Raw genomic sequence first — 17,997 nt, 5'->3', positions numbered from 1 at the left:
CGCATGTCTCTCGCTATCGTTCACAGCCGAGCCCAGGTGGGCGTGGGTGCGCCTGCGGTCACGGTCGAGGCGCATCTGGCCAATGGGCTGCCGGCCCTGACGCTGGTGGGGCTGCCGGAGGCCTCGGTCAAGGAGAGCAAGGATCGCGTGCGCAGCGCGATTCTCAATTCGGGGCTGGAGTTTCCGGCGCGGCGGATCACCCTGAACCTGGCGCCGGCGGATCTGCCGAAGGACGGCGGCCGGTTCGACCTGGCCATTGCGCTGGGTATCCTGGCGGGCAGCGGGCAGATTCCGGCCATTACCCTGGATAACGTGGAATGCCTGGGCGAGCTGGCGCTGTCGGGCGCCGTGCGGCCGGTGCAGGGTGTCTTGCCCGCTGCCCTCGCTGCTCGCGATGCAGGGCGAACGCTGATCGTGCCCAGGGATAACGCCGAAGAGGCAGCGCTGGCCTCGAACCTGACGGTGATTGCTGCGGATGATCTGATGCAGCTGGTCAGTCACTTCAATGGGCGCAACCCGATCAGTCCTTTCAATGCCAATGGCCTGCTGCTGTTGAGCAAGCCTTATCCAGACCTGAGCGAAGTGCAGGGCCAGGTTGCGGCCAAGCGTGCGCTGCTGGTGGCCGCCGCTGGCGCGCACAATTTGTTGTTCAGCGGCCCACCGGGCACCGGCAAGACCTTGCTCGCCAGCCGCTTGCCCGGCCTGTTGCCGCCGCTGGACGAGCGCGAAGCGCTGGAAGTGGCGGCCATCCAGTCGGTGGCCAGCCATGTGCCGCTGAAGAACTGGCCGCAGCGGCCCTTTCGGCATCCTCATCATTCGGCCTCGGGCGCTGCCTTGGTAGGTGGTGGCAGTCGGCCGCAGCCTGGGGAAATCACCTTGGCACACCATGGCGTGCTGTTTCTCGATGAGCTGCCGGAGTTCGACAGGAAGGTGCTGGAGGTCTTGCGCGAACCCTTGGAAAGCGGCGAGATCGTGATTGCGCGGGCGCGGGACAAGATTCGCTTTCCGGCGCGGTTCCAGCTGGTGGCGGCGATGAACCCGTGCCCGTGTGGGTATCTGGGTGACCCCAGTGGCAAATGCCAATGCGGCAGCGACCAGATTCAGCGGTACCGCAACAAGCTGTCCGGGCCGTTGCTCGACCGGATCGATCTGCATCTGACGGTGGCGCGCGAGGCGACGGCGCTGAGCCATGTGCCACAGGCGGGTGAGAATACGGCCAGTGCTGCCAGCAAGGTGGCCGAGGCGCGCGAGTTGCAGAGTCGGCGTCAGGGGTGTGCCAATGCCTTTCTCGATCTGCCGGGGTTGCGCGAGCATTGCAGGTTGTCGGCCGAAGATGAGCGCTGGCTGGAAACCGCCTGTGAACGGCTGACGCTGTCGCTGCGGGCGGCGCATCGGTTGTTGAAGGTGGCCCGCACCTTGGCGGATCTTGAGCAGGCGAAAGACATCGAGCGGGCGCATGTGGCGGAGGCGTTGCAGTATCGGCCGTCGGCGCAGTGATCGGTAAGACGCCAGGCGTCATTGCGTTTCAGCAGGCCAATCGGGGATACCGCCGACGCGGCTTGCGCCGCTGCTACAGGGGATTGGGTATTCATTCATGACCGCGTCGGTCGTGAATGCGGTGGCCGGGGCTCACCACGCCGGCGGGGGATTGCGATACCTCTGTAGCAGCGGCGCGAGCCGCGTCGGCGGTGGGTGCGGTGTATCTGTCGGGACGCGATCGGGGCCAACGCGGCTTGCGCCGCTGCCACAGGGCTTGCAGGCTACAAAACCACGCGCAGAACTTGGCCGGCGTGGTAGAGGGAGAAGCCGGTTTCATAGACGCCGGTGCGCAGGCTCGGTACCGACACGGGTTTATCCGTGCAGAACGGCAGGGGCAGCCTGTCGGCCTGGCCATGCAGCAGAAACTGCGCCAAGGCCTTGCCCACGACGGTGCCGGTGGTGTTGCCGCGGCCGTTGTAGCCGGTGACCGAGACCAGCCCCGGGGCGGGTTCGAACAGGCGCATGAGGTGGTCGGGGGTGAAGTCGATGCAGCCGGTCCAGTGCATTTCCCATTCGACCGTGCCCAGTTGGGGAAAGTAATGGGTCTGGATGCGGTCGGCCCAGCGGCGGATGAACCAGGCCGGCTTGTTGTCCACGCGGCCCATGCTGCCGAGCAACAAACGGCCATCGTCGTCACGGCGAATGCTGCTCAGTACCAGGCGGGTGTCCCAGGAACCCTGTCCGTGTTTGAGTACAGCGTCTGCCGCGGCCGAGTGCAGAGGCTTGGAAGCCACCTGGTAGTAGTAACCACGGAAGAACTGGCCTTGCAGGTTGCACCAGTCGCCTTCGGTGTAGGCGCCGGTGGAGATCAGTACCTTGTCGGCGTTGACTTCGCCTTTGGCAGTCTTGACCAGCCAGCCACCACCCTGCTGTTCCAGGCCCAACACCGGCGAGTGCTGGAACACCTGCCCGCCCAGGCGCTCGACGGCCGAGCCCAGGCCACGGGTATAGGCCATGGGGTTGATGGTACCGGCGCGCCGGTCGAGCAAGGCCGCTTCGATCTTCTCAGTGCCGCAGTAGTCCACGCATTGCGCCCCGGTGAGCAGCTCCACGTCGGCGCCCCGCCGCTGCCATTGCTCGCAGCGCGATTTCAGGTCGGCCACGCCATTGGCGTTGTGGGCCATGTGCAGGGTGCCGTCGTTGTGCGCCTGGCAGTCGATGCCATAGCGCTTGATCAGCGCGAACACTTCAGCCGGCGCGCCGCCGAGCACGCTGTTGAGGCGACCGCCCACGGCACTGCCCAGGGTCTGCTCGACTTCGTCGGGCGGAATCCAGGTGCCAGCGTTGACCAGCCCGACGTTGCGGCCCGAGCCGCCGGTGCCGATTTCACTGGCATCGAGCAGCACCACACGCTTGCCCTGCTCCAGCAACTCGATGGCAGCGCACAACCCGGTGATGCCGCCGCCGATCACGCAAACGTCAGCGCGTAATGCACTGGCCAGCCCAGGAGTGTGGGCAGGTTTGGCGGTGACGTGTTCCCAAAGACATTGTTGCCGTAGTTCGCTCATGACTCATTCCAAGCCAGGGAAATCGGGTTCGGACCGCGCCGTCGTCATCGCGGGCAGAGCCCGCTCCCACATCACTCAACCATCAATCAAACACGATGCCCTGGGCCAGCGGCAGTTCGCGCGAGTAGTTGACGGTGTTGGTCTGGCGGCGCATGTAGGCTTTCCAGGCATCGGAGCCGGATTCGCGTCCGCCGCCGGTTTCCTTTTCGCCGCCGAAGGCACCGCCGATTTCCGCGCCGCTGGTGCCGATGTTGACGTTGGCGATGCCGCAGTCGCTGCCCGCTGCGCTCTGGAATCGCTCGGCTTCACGCAGGTCGGTGGTGAAGATGCACGAGGACAGGCCCTGTGGCACTTCGTTGTTCAGGCGCAGGGCCTCGTCGAAGTCTTCGTAGCTCAATACATACAGGATCGGCGCGAAGGTTTCATGGCGCACGACATCCGATTGACCAGGCATTTCAACGATGGCGGGTGCGACGTAATAGGCGTTCGGGTATTGATCGGCCAACTGACGCTCACCGCCGAACACTTCGCCCCCCTCGTCACGCGCCTTGGCCAGGGCACCCTGCATGGCATCGAAGGATTGCTTGTCGATCAGCGGGCCGACCAGATTGTCCTTGCGTGGATCGCCGATACGTACCTTGGCATAAGCCGCCTTGACGCGAGCTACCACTTCGTCCTTGATCGAGCTGTGCACGATCACCCGGCGCAAGGTGGTGCAGCGCTGGCCAGCGGTACCCACGGCACTGAAGAGAATGCCGCGCACGGCCAGGTCGAGATCGGCACTGGGGGCCAGGATCATGGCGTTGTTGCCGCCCAGTTCGAGGATTGTGCGGCCGAACCGCGCAGCGACCCGCGGACCGACTTCGCGACCCATGCGAGTGCTGCCGGTAGCGCTGACCAGGGCGACGCGCGGGTCATCGACCAACGCCTCGCCCGCTTCGCGGTCACCGATGATCAATTGCGCCAGGCCTTCTGGCGCATCGCCGAACTGCTGCAGGGCCTTGTCGAACAGTGCCTGGCAGGCCAGCGCGGTCAACGGGGTCTTTTCCGATGGTTTCCAGATCACCGAATCGCCGGCGACCAGGGCGAGGGCGGTGTTCCATGCCCACACTGCCACCGGAAAGTTGAAGGCGCTGATCACACCGACCACGCCCAGCGGCTGCCAGGTTTCACGCATGTGGTGGCCTGGGCGCTCGGAAGCGATGGTCAAGCCGTACAGCTGGCGAGACAGGCCGACGGCGAAATCGCAGATGTCGATCATTTCCTGCACTTCCCCCAGCCCTTCCTGGGTGATCTTGCCCGCTTCGACCGAGACCAGCTCACCGAGCTGGGCCTTGTGTGCGCGCAGGACTTCGCCGAACAGGCGCACCAGCTCGCCACGACGGGGGGCCGGCACGGTACGCCAGGCCAGGAAAGCGCTATGCCCCAGCTCGATCTTGGCCACGACCTGCGCCTTGGATTCCAGGCTCACCGAGGCGATCTGGCTGCCGTCGATTGGGGTGTGAACAGGATGGTTGCCATCCTTGAATGCACTCGCCGCAACACCCAGGCTTTCGAGCAGGCCATCGACCATTGTTTTCTCCTCACAAGGCTTTAACGATAAGAACGAATTGAGATCAGTATTAATCCGCAGGCCAGACCACCACAACGGAGCAATATTCCATATATCATTCCCTCACCTCATGACCTTGCGGCGATGCCTCCATGTCAAAACGCCTTGTTCCTTCGATGACGGCCTTGCAGTGCTTCGAAGCGGCCGCCCGCCACCTGAGCTTCACCCGCGCAGCGGAAGAACTGCACCTGACCCAGAGCGCGGTCAGCAAGCAGGTTGCGCAGCTCGAAGACATGCTGCGTCACCACCTGTTCCTGCGCATTCGTCGGCGCCTGCAACTGACACCGGCCGGCTCGCTGTACCTGGCCGAGGTGAACAAGATCCTCACCCAGGTGGACATTTCCAGCCGCTACATCCTGTCCTACGGCGACGAAACCGAAGTGCTCACCGTCGCCACCCAGCCCAGCTTCGGCGTGGGCTGGCTGATCCCCAAGCTCAAGGGTTTCGGCAAGGCGCACCCCAATATCCATCTGGACATCCGCAACGAACTCGAGCCCTTCGCCTTGCTGCAGGCCAAGGCCGACGTAGGGTTTTTCTTCGGCCAGGGCACCTGGCCAGGAGCGACCTGTATCGAGCTGTTCGACGATCAGGTGGTGCCGGTGTGTGCGCCCGACCTGCTCGATCAGCCGCTGACCCACGCCGAACAGTTGGCCGAGCTGGTATTGATGCAATGCACGTCGCGCCCCGAGGCGTGGCACGAGTGGTTTCTGGAGCAAGGCCTGAGCGCCCAGAACAGCTACCACGGCCCGCGCTTCGATACCTTCTACATGTGCCTCAGCGCTGCCCTGTCCGGCTGTGGCGTGGCCCTGGTGCCGCGCTACCTGGCAGAGAACCACCTGGCCAACGGCAACCTGGTCATGCCCTGGCCGCACACCATGAGCAGCCAGGGCGCGCATTTCGTCGCCTTTGCCGAACACGCCGCGGAAGTGCCGAAGGTGCGCGCGCTGGTCGACTGGATTCTGGGGCAGATCGCCCACTAGCGGCGCAGCATGAACGACAGCGAAGCCGACCTGCGGGAATGACCCCCGCACTTTTTTTCGCTTGATCGCGCAGGTCATTCCCCGCTTTCATACTCCCAGCCCTTTGCGCCAGGAGTTCGCCATGCCTTTCGTCAGCCCCGACCAAACCCGTGCCGCGTTTTCCCGCGCCATGTCCGAGATGTACAAGAACGAAGTGCCGTTGTATGGCGACTTGATGACCCTGGTCGGCGAAGTCAATCGCCAGGGGCTGGAACAACAGCCGGATTTGGCCGCGTCCCTGGCGCGCACCGGCGAGATCGAGCGTCTGGATGCCGAGCGCCATGGCGCGATTCGGGTCGGCACCGCCGCAGAGCTGGCGACCATCGCTCGGCTGTTCGCGGTGATGGGCATGCAACCGGTGGGCTACTACGACCTCACCTCGGCAGGTGTGCCGGTGCACTCCACGGCATTTCGCGCGGTGCACGAACAGTCTTTGCAGGTGAGCCCGTTTCGCGTGTTCACGTCCCTGCTGCGTCTGGAATTGATCGAGGATGCCGCATTGCGCGAACAGGCCACGCAACTACTGGCGCAGCGGCAGATATTCACCTCGCCGTGCCTGGCCCTGATCGAGCGATTCGAGCGCGACGGCGGCCTCGACCAAGCCGACGCCGATGCGTTCGTCGAGCAGGCCCTGGAAACCTTCCGCTGGCACCACGATGCCACGGTGACAGCGGACCAGTATCAACGCCTGCACGACGCCCATCGACTGATCGCCGATGTGGTGGCGTTCAAGGGGCCGCACATCAATCACCTGACCCCGCGCACGCTCGACATCGACAAGGTGCAGGCGCTGATGCCCGCGCGCGGGATCACACCCAAGGCCGTCATCGAAGGGCCGCCGCCGCGTCGCCATGCCATCCTGTTGCGGCAGACCAGCTTCAAGGCGCTGCAGGAAAAGGTCGCCTTCACCGATCAGGCCGCTGTCGCCGAAGGCAGCCACACCGCGCGCTTCGGCGAGATCGAGCAACGCGGCGCGGCGCTGACGCCCAAGGGGCGTGCGCTGTACGATCGCTTGCTGAACGCCTCGCGCAGCGCGCTTGCCGGGTTCCCCAGCGAGACCAATGCCGACGAGTACATGCGTCTGCTGGGCGAGCAGTTCAGTGAGTTTCCGGATGATCTGGCGCAGATGCGCGAGCAGGACCTGGCGTTCTTTCGCTATTTCGCCAGCGGCCAGCCCAGCGCGGGCCAGACGACGCTGAAAGGTCTGCTGGACAATGGCGCGATTCGCTGCGAGCCCTTGGTCTACGAAGATTTTCTGCCGGTCAGCGCCGCAGGCATCTTCCAGTCCAACCTGGGCGACGATGCCCAGGCCGACTATGGTTTGGGGTCGAGCCAGGAGGCTTTCCATCAGGCCCTGGGCCGAACGGTGCTCGACGAGCTGGCGCTGTACGCCCAGACCCAGCAGCGCTCGCTGGACGACTGCGCCCGCGCACTGGGCCTTGCCGCGCTGAACTGAGGCCGGTCGCGCCGAAGCCTGCCGCTAGCGGGCACCGCCTACACGGAAACGGTTCACTTCCTGGCGCAGCTCTGCGGCCAGGCCTTCCAGCTCGCGGGCGGTCTGGGCTAGGTTGGACACCACCTCGCGCTGCTCGCCGTTGGTCATGGCAATGCTCTGCAGGTTGCTGCTGAGCATGGTGGCCGTGCTGCTCTGCTCCTGGGTGGCGGTGCTGATGGCATCGAACTGATTCCCGGCCGAACGGCTCTGCTCGTCGATCTGCGCCAACGCCTGGGCGACCTTGGCGTTGCGCGTCAGGCCTTCGCGCATCAACACGTTGCCTTGGTCCATGGTGCTGATGGCGTTGGCGGTTTCCTTCTGGATGCTGCTGATCATGCCGGAGATTTCATCGGTGGCCTGACGGGTGCGTGAGGCCAGGCTGCGCACTTCGTCGGCGACCACGGCAAAGCCCCGGCCCTGCTCGCCGGCACGGGCCGCTTCGATGGCGGCGTTGAGGGCCAGCAGGTTGGTCTGCTCGGCAATCGAGGTGATCACGCCGACGATGCCGCCGATTTCCTGCGAGCGCTGGCCCAACGTGTTGATCACCCCTGCGGTGCTGTTCAGCGCGCCGGCGATCTGCTCGAGAGAATTGGACGCCTCATCCATGGAGGTTCGACCGATGCGGGTCTGCTGGGCGTTGTCCTGGGCCATCCGCTGGGTGTGGCCCATGTTGTCGGCGATATCCAGGGACGTCGCACTGAATTCCTCGACTGCGCCGGCCATGCTGGAAATCTCGCCGGACTGGTGTTCCATGCCCTCGTAGGCGCCCGCCGACAGGCTCGACAACGTTTGCGCGCGGCCACTGACTTCATGGGCGGCATTGCGGATGTGCACGACCATGTTCGACAAGGCTTCGCCCATGTGGTTGAAGCTGCTGGCCAGCTGGCCTATTTCGTCATGGCTGGACACCTTCAGCCGTGCATCGAGGTCACCCGCGCCCAGGGCTTCGGCCTGGCGCACCAGTTCGCCCAGAGGCCGCAGCTTGCTGCGCAGCAGCCAGATGGCTGCGCCCACGGCGATCAGCATGGCCAGCAGGCTGCCGATCGCCAGTTGCGTCCCCACGCTCCAGGTCACGGCATTGATTTCTGCCTTGGGCATGCTCGCCACGACGCTCCAGGGCCCGCCGGGGAATGTCACCGCTTCGGAAAAGATGTCCTGCTTGCCGTCGTTCCACAACCGGCCCTTGCCATCCAGCAGTGCCAGGTCGGCCAATGCCTTGGCGGCGGCGTCCGGGTCGTTGACGTTGGCTGGCGCTACCAGCCAGCGATTCTGCTCGTCGAGCAAGGCCAGCGAGCCGGTCTGGCCGATGCGGAAGCGCTGCAGGTTGGCGAACTGGGTGTTCTGCGCGTCGGTGTAGTCGAAGCCGACGAACAATACCGCAATCACTTGGCCCGAGCCGTCGCGCACCGGTGTGTACTGGGTCATGTAGGAACGTTCGAACAACACCGCACGGCCGATGTAATTCTGGCCGTCGAGCAAACGCTGGTAGGCGGGATGGGCATGGTCGAGCGCGGTACCGATCGCGCGGCTGCCATCCTGCTTGGTCAGGGAAGTACTGATACGCACGAACTCGGCGCCGCTGCGCACGAACACCGTAGCGACACCCGCTGTCAGCTGCTTGAAATCGTCGACTTCCTTGAAGTCGTTGTTCAGGGTCTGGCTGCCCAGGCGCAGGCTCGGTGTCTGCTGGTTGGCCACGGTGACCGGGCTGCTGGCGTCCACGCTCAGGCCGCCGGCGAAGCGCTTCTCGAACAGCCCGCTCAAACGCTGGGTGCTGTCGCGCAGGGTGCTGTGGAAGGTGCTGAGCTGGTCGGCCAGCAGCCGCGCCTCGCTGGCCATGTGCTGTTCGCGGATGGCCAGGTTGGCGATGTCCAGCGAACGCAGGGCGAAGGCGGTGCTGCCGGTGATGACGATCGCGAGGATCACGGCCAGGGCAATGCCCAGCTGCGTGGCGATACGAGCGCGAGGTTGAGACATGTGAAGCTCCTGGGAAACGTGTACGTGGCAGGCAGTGCCAGGGATGGTCCAGACCTTTCTTGCACCTGCCATCCTTGATTTTATTGGTACTGCTACATCGGCGATCCAAACGAATACTTGAGCGCCGCACTGCGACATGAACGTTACACATCACATTTGCGTTGCGCTGCCACAAGGCTGAGAATCCTGCGTCCCACCCCTGAGCCGACCGAGCCGGATTCATCATGCAGCCCACCGTACGTATCGAACTTCAGGCCCTGCTTCGGCTGGCGGGGCCGCTGATCGCCTCGCAGCTGGCACACATGCTGATGGTCCTGACCGACACCCTGATGATGGCCCGCCTGAGCCCCGAGGCGCTGGCTGGCGGCGGCCTGGGGGCGGCCAGCTATTCCTTCGTCTCGATTTTCTGCATCGGCGTGATCGCTGCAGTCGGCACCCTGGTGTCGATCCGCAAGGGTGCCAACGACCAGCAAGGCGTGGCGCGCCTGACCCAGGCCGGGTTGTGGCTGGCTTGGGGCATGGCGGCGGTGGCGGCGGTACTGCTGTGGAACCTGGGGCCGGTCCTGGCCATGCTCGGGCAGACTCCGGCCAACGTCGCTTTCGCCACCCAGTTCCTCTTGCTGCTGCCCTTCGCGCTGCCAGGCTTCCTGAGCTTCATGGCGCTGCGCGGCTTCACCGCCGCGCTGGGTCGAGCGACGCCGGTGATGGTCATCAGCATCATTGCCACGGTAGCCAACTACCTGCTCAACCATGCGTTCATCGAGGGCCTGTTCGGCTTGCCCAAACTGGGCCTGGTGGGCATCGGCATGGTGACCGCGATCGTCAGCAACCTGATGGCCATCGCCCTGGCGCTGTACATCCGCTATCACCGTGCCTACACGCCCTACCCGCTGCTCAAGGGTCTGGCCCGGCCGAACCTGCCGGCCTTGCGCGAGTTGTGGCGATTGGGGCTGCCGATCGGTGGCACCTACGCCGTGGAAGTCGGCCTGTTCGCCTTCGCCGCGCTGTGCATCGGCACCATGGGCAGCACGCCGCTGGCGGCGCACCAGATTGCCCTGCAGATCATCTCGGTGGCTTTCATGGTGCCTGCCGGCATGTCCTACGCGGTGACCATGCGCATCGGCCAGCACTACGGCGCCGGGCACTTGCTGGCTGCGCGCCTGGCCGGGCGGGTCGGCATCGGCTTCGGTGCGGTGGTGATGCTCGGCTTCGCCCTGCTGTTCTGGCTCGCACCGGGCCCTTTGGTGGGCGTCTTTCTGGACCGCGCCGATCCGGCCTTCCACGGTGTCATCGAACTGGCCATCAGCCTGTTGGCGGTGGCGGCCTGGTTCGAGATGTTCGACGGCATCCAGACCATCGCCATGGGCGCCATTCGCGGCCTCAAGGATGCCAAGACCACGTTCCTGGTGGGACTTTTCTGCTATTGGGCCATCGGTGCGCCAGCGGCCTGGAGCCTGGCGTTCCACTTCCAGCTCGGTGCGGTGGGCGTCTGGTGGGGATTGGCGCTGGGCCTGCTGTGCTCGGCCTGTACCTTGACCTGGGCGTTCGAATGGCGCATGCGCCGACTGCGCCGTCTGGCCGGGCCTACGGCGCTGGCGACCTGATGGCCTGGGCCTGGCCGAAACGCAGGAATGCCTGCAGCTGCTCCAATGGCAGGGGCCGGCTGATCAGGTAACCCTGCACCTGATCGCAGCCGAAATCGCGCAGCAACGCAAGCTGCTCGGGGGTTTCGACGCCCTCGGCGACGACCTTGAGGTCAAGGTTGTGCGCCAGGTTGATCATGGCGTGGACCAACTTGCTGTTTTCCGGACGCTGTTCCATGCCACTGACGAAGCTCTTGTCGATCTTGAGCAAGGCGATCGGCAGGCTGCTCAGGTGGACGAACGAGGAGAAGCCGGTGCCGAAATCGTCGAGGGAGAAACGCACGCCCAGGCAGCCCAAGGCGTCCATGGTCCGCTTCACCAGGTCGTTGCGGCGCATCACGGCGGTTTCGGTGAGTTCGAATTCCAGCCAGCCGGCGTCGATGCCGCGCTCGGCGATCAAGCGCCCCAGAGTGCTGAGCAGCTGGCTGTCCTGGAACTGCCGGAACGACAGGTTGATTGCCATGTGCAATGGTTCGAAGCCACCATCGCGCAAGGTCTGCATGTCGCGCAGGGCGCGGGCGATCACCCAGTAACCCATCGGTACGATCAGCCCACTCTGCTCGGCCAGGGGCACGAATTCGCCGGGGGCAAGCACGCCACGCTCGCGGTGGCGCCAGCGCACCAGGGCCTCGAGACCGACGATGGTATTGCCGCTCAGGTCCAGCCGCGGCTGGTAGTGCAGCTCCAGCTCGTCACGCCGCAGGGCGCGGCGCAGCTCGCTTTCCAGGTCCGCCAGGCTGCGCGCGTGACGGTTGATGCGTTCGTTGAACAAATGATAGCTGCAGCCCTGGGTGCTCTTGGCCTGCTGCATGGCGATGTGCGCATGCCACATCAGCGGATCGGCGCCAGCACCGGCGCGGGCATGGGCGATGCCCAGGCTGCAGCCGATCAGCAGGCTCTCGCCATCCACGTAATACGGCTCGGCCATGGCCTCGATGATGTTGGCGGCCAGGCGTTCGGCGCGCGATGGATCGCGCCGGGTGTCGAGCAACAAGGCGAACTCGTCGCTGCCCAGGCGAGCGACCTGATCGCCCGCCTCGAGCTGCTTCTTCAGGCGCGCCACCACCTGCAGGATCAGCCGGTCGCCGGCCTGGTGCCCGAGCGCATCGTTGGCATGGCGGAAGTTGTCCATGTCCAGGTGGCCCAGGGCTACGCCACGGCCCTCCTGCTCGGCCAGGCGTGCGGCAAGCAGTGTCTGGAAACCGGGGCGGTTGGCGATGCCGGTCAGCGGGTCCTGCTCGGCCAGGCGCTGCAGGGTGTCCTGCAGCACGCCACGCTCGCGCACATGGCGCAGGCAGCGGCGCAGCGTGTCGCTGGTGAGTTCGCCCCGCACCAGCCAGTCGCTGGCACCCGGTGGCGGTTCGTCCGGCTCCTGGGTCAGCAGCAGCACGATCGGCAGCGCGCAACGGCCGGGCGCCGGCAGCAGCGCGGTGGTGGTCAGCAGCAAGGTGCCGGGCTGGTTGTCGAAGTGCGCGGCCACAGGATCCCAGGCGGACGCCTCGATCAATGTGGCCACATTGCCAAGGGTCGCCAGACACTCACGCAGCGACGTGGCCCAGGTGCGATCCTGGGCCAGCAGCAACAGCCGCGCGGGTTCGACAGGCGTAGACAAACGAGCTCCTTGGGACAGTTTCACAGTCATTCGATAGCGCTTAAAAACGGCCTCGCCAGCAGCTCGGGGCAGACCCAATCCACAGTACGTGTCAACGTGTAACCACATCCTGCTGCAAAGTCGGCAAACCGGCAAATTTTAATGGATCTGCGGTCGCGGCACAGTTGAACCAGCGGTGCTAAAATGCGCGGCCATTTCGTCAGTGACTCCCGTCATGTCCCGACTCAACCCCCGGCAGCAAGAAGCCGTGAACTACGTCGGCGGCCCTCTTTTGGTGCTCGCCGGTGCAGGCTCCGGCAAGACCAGCGTGATCACCCGCAAGATCGCCCATCTGATCCAGAACTGCGGTATTCGTGCCCAGTACATCGTCGCCATGACCTTCACCAACAAGGCGGCGCGCGAGATGAAAGAGCGCGTCGGCAGCCTGCTGCGCGGCGGCGAGGGCCGCGGCCTGACCGTGTCGACCTTTCACAACCTGGGTCTCAACGTCATCCGCAAGGAACACGCGCGGCTGGGCTTCAAGCCAGGCTTCTCGATCTTCGACGAAGCCGACGTGAAAGCGCTGATGACCGACATCATGCAGAAGGAGTACTCGGGCGAAGACGGCGTCGACGAGATCAAGAACATGATCGGCGCCTGGAAGAACGACCTGGTCCTGCCGCCCCAGGCGCTGGAGCAGGCGCGCAACCCCAAGGAGCAGACCGCGGCCATCGTCTACAGCCACTACCAGCGTACGCTGCGCGCGTTCAACGCGGTGGACTTCGACGACCTGATCCTGCTGCCGGTCAAGCTGTTCCAGGACCACCCCGACGTTCTCGAAAAATGGCAGAACAAGGTCCGCTACCTGCTGGTGGACGAATATCAGGACACCAACGCCAGCCAGTACCTGCTGGTGAAGCTGCTGATCGGCACGCGCAACCAGTTCACCGTGGTCGGCGACGACGATCAGTCGATCTACGCCTGGCGTGGCGCGCGTCCGGAAAACCTGATGCTGCTCAAGGACGACTACCCGTCGCTGAAGGTGGTCATGCTGGAGCAGAACTATCGCTCCACCAGCCGTATCCTGCGCTGCGCCAACGTGCTCATCTCGAACAACCCCCACGCGTTCGAGAAGCAGTTGTGGAGCGAAATGGGTCACGGCGATGAAATCCGCGTGATCCGCTGCCGCAACGAAGATGCCGAGGCCGAGCGGGTGGCCGTCGAGATTCTCAGCCTGCACCTGCGCACCGACCGGCCCTACAGTGACTTCGCCATCCTCTACCGGGGCAACTACCAGGCCAAGCTCATCGAGCTGAAGTTGCAGCACCACCAGATTCCGTATCGCCTGAGCGGCGGCAACAGCTTCTTCGGGCGTCAGGAAGTGAAGGATCTGATGGCCTACTTCCGCCTCATCGTGAACCCGGACGACGACAATGCCTTCCTTCGCGTGATCAACGTGCCGCGCCGGGAAATCGGCTCGACGACCCTGGAGAAACTCGGCAACTATGCCACCGAGCGCAAGATCTCGATGTACGCGGCCACCGACGAGATCGGCCTGGGCGAACATCTGGACGCCCGCTTCACCGATCGCCTGGGCCGCTTCAAGCGCTACATGGACAAGGTCCGCGAGCAGTGCGCCGGTGAAGACCCGATCGGCACGCTGCGCAGCATGATCATGGACATCGACTACGAGCAGTGGCTGCGCACCAACAGCTCCAGCGAGAAGGCCGCCGACTACCGCATGAGCAACGTGTGGTTTCTGGTCGAGGCCTTGAAGAACACCCTGGAGAAAGACGAAGACGGCGCGATGACGGTCGAGGAAGCGATCGGCAAGCTGGTGCTGCGCGACATGCTCGAACGTCAGCAGGAAGAAGAGGACGGCGCCGAGGGCGTGCAGATGATGACTCTGCACGCCTCCAAGGGGCTGGAGTTTCCCTACGTGTTCATCATGGGCATGGAAGAGGAAATCCTGCCGCACCGTTCCAGTATCGAGGCCGACACCATCGAGGAAGAACGCCGTCTGGCGTACGTGGGTATCACCCGCGCGCGACAGACCCTGGCGTTCACCTTTGCCGCCAAGCGCAAGCAGTACGGTGAGATCATCGATTGCGCACCTAGCCGCTTCCTCGACGAGCTGCCGCCCGACGACCTGGCCTGGGAAGGCAACGACGATACGCCCACGGAAGTCAAAGCCGTGCGCGGCAATACTGCATTGGCCGATATCCGCGCCATGCTCAAACGCTGAATTCAACCCTGCCCGGGCCACAGCCGGCCCGCGCACATTGGTACATCGAGGAACCACCGTGGAAGCTCTGCACAAAAAGATTCGCGAAGAAGGCATCGTGCTTTCCGATCAGGTATTGAAGGTCGATGCCTTTCTCAATCACCAGATCGATCCGCTCTTGATGCAGCAGATCGGCGACGAGTTCGCCCGCCGCTTTGCCGATGCCGGGATCACCAAGATCGTCACCATCGAGGCCTCGGGTATCGCGCCGGCGGTGATGGCCGGGCTGCGCCTGGGCGTGCCGGTGATCTTCGCGCGCAAGCATCAGTCGCTGACGTTGACGGAAAACCTGTTGGTGGCTTCGGTGTATTCGTTCACCAAGCAGACCGAAAGCACCGTGGCCATTTCGCCGCGTCATTTGAACAGCAGCGATACCGTGTTGGTGATCGATGATTTCCTGGCCAACGGCAAGGCGTCGCAGGCATTGATTTCGATCATCAACCAGGCCGGTGCCAAGCTGGCCGGGCTGGGTATCGTCATCGAAAAATCCTTCCAGGGCGGCCGCGCCGAGCTCGATGCACAGGGCTATCGCGTAGAGTCCCTGGCGCGCGTGCAGTCGCTGGCCAACGGCGTCGTGACCTTCCTGGAGTGACCTGATACACCGCATCCAGCCCTTCGCGGCCGATGACCGCTCCTACGGCGAGCATCATCGGCCTGCGTGGGAGCGACCCATGACCGCTACGGCGAGCATCATTGGCCTGCGTAGGAGCGGCCCATGACCGCTATGGCGAGCATCATCGGCCTGCGTGGGAGCGACCCATGACCGCTACGGCGAGCATCATTGGCCTGCGTAGGAGCGGTCATCGGCCGCGAAGGGAGCCACGCGGTGTAGCGCCTAGAACACCGGGGTTTCGGTCTCCTGCAGGGCGGCCAGTACCAAACGCTGGTAAAGCTCTTCGCGCAAACCCTGCGGCTGGTCCAGCGCCATGCGCTGCAGGTGCAGCGGGTAGCGGTTGGCCGGGGGCGCTTCGAGCGCCGCCTTGCCCAGCTCGAGCATTTCGCTGAGCTTGAACTTGCTCTTGAGCCAGTTCAGCGCCCGCAGCAGGTCCTTTTCTTCATTGGTAAAGTCACACCCCAGCGGATACTCCGGAAACAGTGGAGCATGCCGCTCGCGAATCGCCTGCAGACGCTCGCTGGTGTTGTTCGCGAAGCGCGGATCGAGCACGAAATCCCGGCTCAACTTGCCGGCACGCTGGGCCTCGTCGATCAGGCTGGGCTGAAAGCGCGAATCGCTGATGTTGATCATCGCCTCGATCACCTCGGCGTCGGTACGCCCACGCAAGTCGGCGATGCCGTACTCGGTCACGACGATGTCGCGCAGGTGCCGTGGAATCGTGCAATGGCCGTAGTCCCACAGCACATTGGAACTGATCACCCCCGCCGACTCGCGCCAACTGCGCAGGATCAGCACCGAACGCGCGCCTTCCAGGGCATGCCCCTGAACGACGAAGTTGTATTGCCCGCCGACCCCGCTGATGACCCGACCGTCTTCGAGCTGGTCCGACACCGCCGCACCCATGACCGTGGCCGTGAACACGGTGTTGATGAAGCGCGCATCGCGCCGCTGCAGACGCTTGAGCTGCTCGTCGCCGTACAACTCGTTGATGTAGCTGATCGCGGTCATGTCGAACTGCGCAAGGCTGGCCGGGGGCAGCTCGCGCAAGCGCTCATAGAAACTGTTCGGCCCGAGGAAGAAACCGCCGTGCACCACCACCCCGTCCCGGTCCTCGTCGGCGTGCAGCACACCGGCGTTGGCCGCCGCCTGGCGAGCCACGTCGGGATACACCTTGCGGCGTATCACGCCTGCTTCGGCCAGGGCCAGCAGGCCGTTGACGAACATCTCGCTGCAGCCGTACAGGCCGGTAGCAAAAGGCTCCACCCCACCTTCGGCCTGGATCAGCGCCTGCCAGGGCGACAGATCGAGCTCAGCGAGCAGCGCCCGGTAGCCGCCGTTGTCCGCCTGGCGCGCGAGCAAGGCAGCGCTCAGCGCATCGCCCATTGCACCGATGCCGATCTGCAGGGTGCCGCCGTCGCGCACCAGGGTGCTGGCGTGCAGACCGATGAAGTGATCCTGCAGGCCGACCGGCATGTTCGGCGTCGAGAACAGCGTCGAGCGCTCTGCGGTATCGACCAGCAGGTCAAAGGCCGCGCTGTCGATTTCGGCACTGCCCGGCATGAACGGCAATGCCTCGTGGACCTGGCCCAGCACCAGGATGGTCTCGCCGGCAGCGCGACGCTTTTCGATCATCGGCAGCAGGTCCAGAGTGATGTCCGGATTGCAGCTCAGGCTCAGGCGACCGGCCTGCTCGGGATGCTGGCTGACCAGTTGCGCCACCAGGTTCAGCCCCTTGGCATTGATGTCGCGAGCGGCGTGGCTGTAGTTGCTGCTGATATAGCTCTGCTGCGCCGTCGTGCTGCTCAACAAACTGCCCGGCTGCATGAAGAATTGCTGCACGCTGACGTTTGCGGGCAACTCGTCACGGCGCAAGTCGGCGAGAAACTCGAACTCGGGATAATCACCGAAAACGCGCTCCACGAAAGGTTCGAGCAAGCGCTTCTGCAAACCGTCGCCCAAGGGTGGCCGGCCCAGCACCAGTGCGGTGTAGATCGTCAGGCGTCGCTGGGGAAGGCTCTTGATCCGGGCATACAGCGCGTTGACGAAGCGGTTGGGTTTGCCCAGGCCCAACGGCATGCCCATGTGAATGTGGGCAGGCAGTCGTTCGAGCACCTGGTCCACGGCTGCCTCGATGGAACATCGCTGGACCATGCACAGGCTCCCTAGAAATTGGCCGGTGTGGCGGCGCTGATAAGGCGTGCCGGCGTATCGAACGGATTGCGGAAGCGATGCGGCTTGCTGCTTTCGAAGTAGTAGCTGTCGCCCTCTTCCAGCACATAGGTATCCTGGCCAACCACCAATTCCAGGCGCCCCTCCACCAGGATGCCGGTCTCTTCACCCTCATGCATGAGCATTTCCATGCCCGTGTCGGCGCCGGGTGGATAGACCTCGCTGAGAAAGGCAATGGCCCGGCTTGGATGGGCCTTGCCCACCAGCTTCATGGTGACCGCGCCGTCGGAGATATCGATCAGCTCACTGGCCTTGTAGACCACCTGGGTCGGCCGTTCGGCCTGCAGCTCTTCGGAAAAGAACTCGACCATGGACATCGGGATCCCGCCCAGCACCTTGCGCAGCGAGCTGATCGAGGGGCTCACGCTGTTCTTCTCGATCATGGAAATGGTGCTGTTGGTGACGCCCGCCCGTTTGGCGAGTTCACGCTGGGACAAACCCTTGAGTTTGCGAATGGCTTGCAGTCGTTCGCCGACGTCCAATG

The 17,997-nt window shown here is 64.4% G+C and carries 12 protein-coding genes; 6 read left to right on the top strand and 6 right to left on the bottom strand.

Annotated elements, in window-relative coordinates; translation table 11 throughout:
- The first annotated feature begins 3 nt into the window (after window positions 1-3).
- Window positions 4-1,497 (top strand): YifB family Mg chelatase-like AAA ATPase, encoded by a 1,494-nt coding sequence (locus IFT80_RS15585; protein WP_192055101.1) that lies wholly within the window; start codon window positions 4-6, stop codon window positions 1,495-1,497.
- A 263-nt stretch (window positions 1,498-1,760) separates the two neighbouring features.
- Here the strand turns inward: IFT80_RS15585 and amaA are convergent, their stop codons facing one another.
- Window positions 1,761-3,047 carry an L-pipecolate oxidase gene (gene amaA / locus IFT80_RS15580; RefSeq protein WP_192137839.1) on the bottom strand — a complete coding sequence of 429 codons (1,287 nt, stop codon included), beginning with the start codon at window positions 3,045-3,047 and terminating at the stop codon, window positions 1,761-1,763.
- Window positions 3,048-3,129: 82 nt separating this feature from the next.
- Entirely contained in the window at window positions 3,130-4,620 is a 1,491-nt protein-coding gene (amaB, locus tag IFT80_RS15575) for an L-piperidine-6-carboxylate dehydrogenase (protein WP_192103112.1), read from the bottom strand.
- A 131-nt stretch (window positions 4,621-4,751) separates the two neighbouring features.
- Here amaB and IFT80_RS15570 point away from each other — a divergent pair, with 131 nt between their 5' ends.
- Both IFT80_RS15570 and hglS read left to right on the top strand, forming a co-directional pair.
- Window positions 4,752-5,639, top strand: a complete 888-nt coding sequence (locus IFT80_RS15570; protein ID WP_122479940.1) for a LysR substrate-binding domain-containing protein — start codon at window positions 4,752-4,754, stop codon at window positions 5,637-5,639.
- A 121-nt stretch (window positions 5,640-5,760) separates the two neighbouring features.
- Window positions 5,761-7,134 carry a 2-oxoadipate dioxygenase/decarboxylase HglS gene (gene hglS / locus IFT80_RS15565; RefSeq protein ID WP_122479941.1) on the top strand — a complete coding sequence of 458 codons (1,374 nt, stop codon included), beginning with the start codon at window positions 5,761-5,763 and terminating at the stop codon, window positions 7,132-7,134.
- Window positions 7,135-7,158: 24 nt separating this feature from the next.
- Here hglS and IFT80_RS15560 read toward each other — a convergent pair whose 3' ends face one another.
- Window positions 7,159-9,150: a methyl-accepting chemotaxis protein gene (locus IFT80_RS15560; protein ID WP_192059360.1), complete on the bottom strand. Its 1,992-nt coding sequence runs from the start codon at window positions 9,148-9,150 to the stop codon at window positions 7,159-7,161.
- Window positions 9,151-9,374: 224 nt separating this feature from the next.
- On the opposite strand from IFT80_RS15560, the gene IFT80_RS15555 reads away from it, so the two are divergent.
- Entirely contained in the window at window positions 9,375-10,754 is a 1,380-nt protein-coding gene (locus IFT80_RS15555) for a NorM family multidrug efflux MATE transporter (RefSeq protein WP_192055108.1), read from the top strand.
- On the opposite strand, the gene IFT80_RS15550 is transcribed toward IFT80_RS15555, so the two are convergent.
- Window positions 10,735-12,405, bottom strand: coding sequence for a putative bifunctional diguanylate cyclase/phosphodiesterase (locus IFT80_RS15550; RefSeq protein WP_192137838.1), 1,671 nt, complete (start codon window positions 12,403-12,405; stop codon window positions 10,735-10,737). The two genes, IFT80_RS15555 and IFT80_RS15550, sit on opposite strands and share 20 nt — an antisense overlap.
- Window positions 12,406-12,619: 214 nt before the next feature.
- Here IFT80_RS15550 and rep point away from each other — a divergent pair, with 214 nt between their 5' ends.
- Together rep and IFT80_RS15540 are read left to right on the top strand one after the other, a co-directional pair.
- Entirely contained in the window at window positions 12,620-14,629 is a 2,010-nt protein-coding gene (gene rep / locus IFT80_RS15545) for a DNA helicase Rep (protein ID WP_122479945.1), read from the top strand.
- Window positions 14,630-14,687: 58 nt separating this feature from the next.
- Window positions 14,688-15,260 carry a xanthine phosphoribosyltransferase gene (locus IFT80_RS15540; protein WP_122716026.1) on the top strand — a complete coding sequence of 191 codons (573 nt, stop codon included), beginning with the start codon at window positions 14,688-14,690 and terminating at the stop codon, window positions 15,258-15,260.
- 243 nt (window positions 15,261-15,503) lie between these two features.
- Here the strand turns inward: IFT80_RS15540 and IFT80_RS15535 are convergent, their stop codons facing one another.
- Together IFT80_RS15535 and IFT80_RS15530 are read right to left on the bottom strand one after the other, a co-directional pair.
- Window positions 15,504-17,435, bottom strand: coding sequence for an acetyl-CoA hydrolase/transferase family protein (locus IFT80_RS15535; RefSeq protein ID WP_192137837.1), 1,932 nt, complete (start codon window positions 17,433-17,435; stop codon window positions 15,504-15,506).
- 11 nt (window positions 17,436-17,446) lie between these two features.
- Entirely contained in the window at window positions 17,447-17,995 is a 549-nt protein-coding gene (locus tag IFT80_RS15530) for a cupin domain-containing protein (protein ID WP_122479948.1), read from the bottom strand.
- Between the last annotated feature and the right edge of the window lie 2 nt (window positions 17,996-17,997).

It is taken from the genome of Pseudomonas sp. CFBP 8771 (assembly GCF_014841695.1).
In the GTDB taxonomy this organism is placed as follows: Bacteria; Pseudomonadota; Gammaproteobacteria; order Pseudomonadales; family Pseudomonadaceae; genus Aquipseudomonas; species Aquipseudomonas baltica.
The sequence above is the reverse complement of the archived record's forward strand: the minus strand, read 5'-3'. Positions and strand labels throughout refer to the sequence as shown.